The organism is Pseudomonas sp. FFUP_PS_473 (assembly GCF_002858665.1).
Lineage (GTDB): Bacteria > Pseudomonadota > Gammaproteobacteria > Pseudomonadales > Pseudomonadaceae > Aquipseudomonas > Aquipseudomonas defluvii.
In genome coordinates, this window is the sequence record NZ_PJQQ01000079.1 from 1 (window position 1) to 2605 (window position 2605).

At 61.3% G+C, this 2605-nt stretch carries 2 protein-coding genes; both read right to left on the bottom strand.

The window, feature by feature from the left end; all coding sequences use genetic code 11:
• Nucleotides 1–194: 194 nt before the first annotated feature.
• Complete coding sequence (istB, locus tag CYD26_RS24625) at nt 195–998, bottom strand: IS21-like element ISPst3 family helper ATPase IstB (RefSeq protein WP_029309271.1); 804 nt, start codon at nt 996–998, stop codon at nt 195–197.
• Nucleotides 991–2490, bottom strand: coding sequence for an IS21 family transposase (gene istA, locus CYD26_RS24630; RefSeq protein ID WP_102053904.1), 1500 nt, complete (start codon nt 2488–2490; stop codon nt 991–993). The genes istB and istA overlap by 8 nt, the downstream gene beginning before the upstream one ends.
• Nucleotides 2491–2605: the final 115 nt, after the last annotated feature.

The following is a 2605-nucleotide window of genomic DNA, read 5'->3' on the forward strand; positions in this document are numbered from 1 at the left end:
TGTTGGCGCTGATGGAAAATTGACCCACCCTGCCGATTGAAATTTGACCCAGGGCGGATTGCTGATTTTGTTACCAGCAACTGTGGATAAGTCTACCAGCGCAGCTGCTGTTGCCCCCACTCCTTCGCTAGCCCAGTTCAGTTGTTTAAGACCTGCCACACGCAGCCATGTAGCAGGCCGTCGTCGCCATGAAATCAGAACGGCTCATCGTCCTCCGGTTCCTGGCTGCCCTTACGCTTTCGCTCCCGTGATTTGATCTTGGCCTGGGCCGCCAAGCTACTGTGTTGCAGGCGATAGGACTCGTTACCGGTTTCGACGATGTGGCAGTGGTGGGTCAGCCGATCCAGCAGGGCGGTGGTCATCTTGGCGTCGCCGAACACGCTCGACCATTCGGCGAAGCTCAGGTTGGTGGTGATCACCACGCTGGTGTGTTCGTACAGCTTGGACAGCAGGTGAAACAGCAACGCACCGCCAGCCTGGCTGAACGGCAGATAACCCAGTTCGTCGAGGATGACCAGATCCATGCGCAGCAGTGCCTGGGCGATCCGCCCGGCTTTGCCGTCGTGTTTTTCGCGCTCCAGCAGATTGACCAGATCGACCGTGGAGTAGAAGCGCACGCGCTTACCGTGCCGGGTGATGCCGGACACGGCCAGCGCGGTGGCTAGGTGGGTTTTACCGGTGCCTGGCCCACCGATCAGCACCACGTTCTGCGCGGTGTCGGTAAAGCTCAGGTTGGCCAGCTCGCTGATCAAGCGAGCGTCGGCGCTGGAGGCGCTGAAGTCGAAGCCGGCCAGATCGCGGTGCATCGGCAGCTTGGCCATGTTCATCTGGTGGCTAACCGAGCGCATGGCGCGATCTGTGTGCTCTTGTTCCAGCAGGTGTTCGAGCAGCCACTTGGACGAGGCTGTGTTCGACTCACCCTGTGCAGTTAACTCCGCCCAGGCCGTGGCCATGCCGTGCAGGCGCAGCTCCTTGAGTTCCGCCATCAAATCACGCATGACCGACCTCCTCGGCCTGGCCACGCAGGCGGTCGTAGCGCGCCGTGTTAGCGACGGGGGCTTCCTTGAGCGACAAGTGGGTTTCGACGCTGGGTGGTGGTTCGGATGCTGTCAGCCGTGCCACGACATTGAGGATGTGTTCGGCGCTCAGGCTGCCGCTCTCCAGTACCAGCTCAACGGCTACCAGCACGGCATCGAGTCCGGCGACCGGTACGGCAGCCAGGACTTGCGCCATGATCCGGTCACCGCCGGCATGACGCCCCAGGCCGTGCTTAAGCTGACGCAGCGGCACCGGCAGATCAGCAAAGGGCGCTCCGTTGCGCAGCGCGCCGGGCTTGCGCTCAATCAGCGGGATGTAGTGCTGCCAGTCGTAGCTGACCTGGTCGCGATCCAGCAAGCGCGCATGGCTGGCTATCAGCGCATCATCGGCCACCACCTCGATGCGGGTCGGATACAAACGGCTGCTGACCCACTTACCCGCGTACTCACACGGCACCGAGTAGCGGTTGCGCCCGACGCTGACCAGGCAGGTGCTGGAGACCCGCGCAGGCCGCTCGACGTAACCGTCGAATGGCGCTGGCACAGGCATCAGTTCAGCGCGCTCCAACTCCAGCACTTCGGCCACACTCAGCCCGCTGTATTGAGGGTGCGTCAGCTCGTTCCAAAGCGCGCGGCAGCGCTGGCCCAGCCAGGCATTGAGTTCCTCGAAGGAGTGAAACTGGCAGTCCTGGGCGTCTAGCCAGATACGCCTGCGGCTGTCTTGCACGTTCTTTTCAACGATGCCCTTTTCCCAACCAGCGGCGACGTTGCAGAAGTCCGGATCGAACAGGTAATGCGCGCACATCACCGCAAAGCGCGCATTCACCGCCCGGCCTTTGCCCTTATTGACCCTGTCGACGGCGGTCTTCATGTTGTCGTAGATGCCCCGGCGCGGCACGCCGCCCAAGGAGCCGAACGAGCGTGTATGGGCGTCAAATAACATCTCATGGCCCTGGCTCGGATACGCCACAAGCCAGAACGCACGGCTGGCACACAGCTTCAGATGTGCCACCTGCATACGCCGGTAAATGCCGCCGACCAGCAAGCCTTCCTCGCTCCAGTCAAACTGAAACGCCTCGCCAAGAGCAAAGGTCAGCGGCACAAAGGCCTGCGACGCCTTGCCCTGTCCCCCTCGCCAGGCACGGATAAACGCGGTGAGCTGGCTGTAGCCACCGTCATAACCTTCGGCTTTGATTTGCGCCAACAGCGCCTTGGCACTGCGCCGCTGTTGCTTGGGCCGCAGCGAATCGGCTTTTAGCGCCTGCTCCAGCGTGGCGTGAAAAGGGCTGAGTTTGTTGAAGATCGCGCGGCGTTGGTAGACCGGCGGCTTGGCCTCAGGTGCTCTGACCCACTTGCGAATCGTGTTGCGCGCCAACCCGGTGCGCTTGGCTATCTCATGCAGCGACAGCTTGTCGCGGAAATACATCCGGCGGATTTTGCCCATCATTTCCATACTGATCACCCTGTGTTCTCCTGCTCAAAAATTGAGCAGAAGCAGTTGAACACCTGGGTCAGTTTTCAGTCGGCAGAACAGCCTCTACTGGGTCAGTTTTCGGTCAGCGGCAACA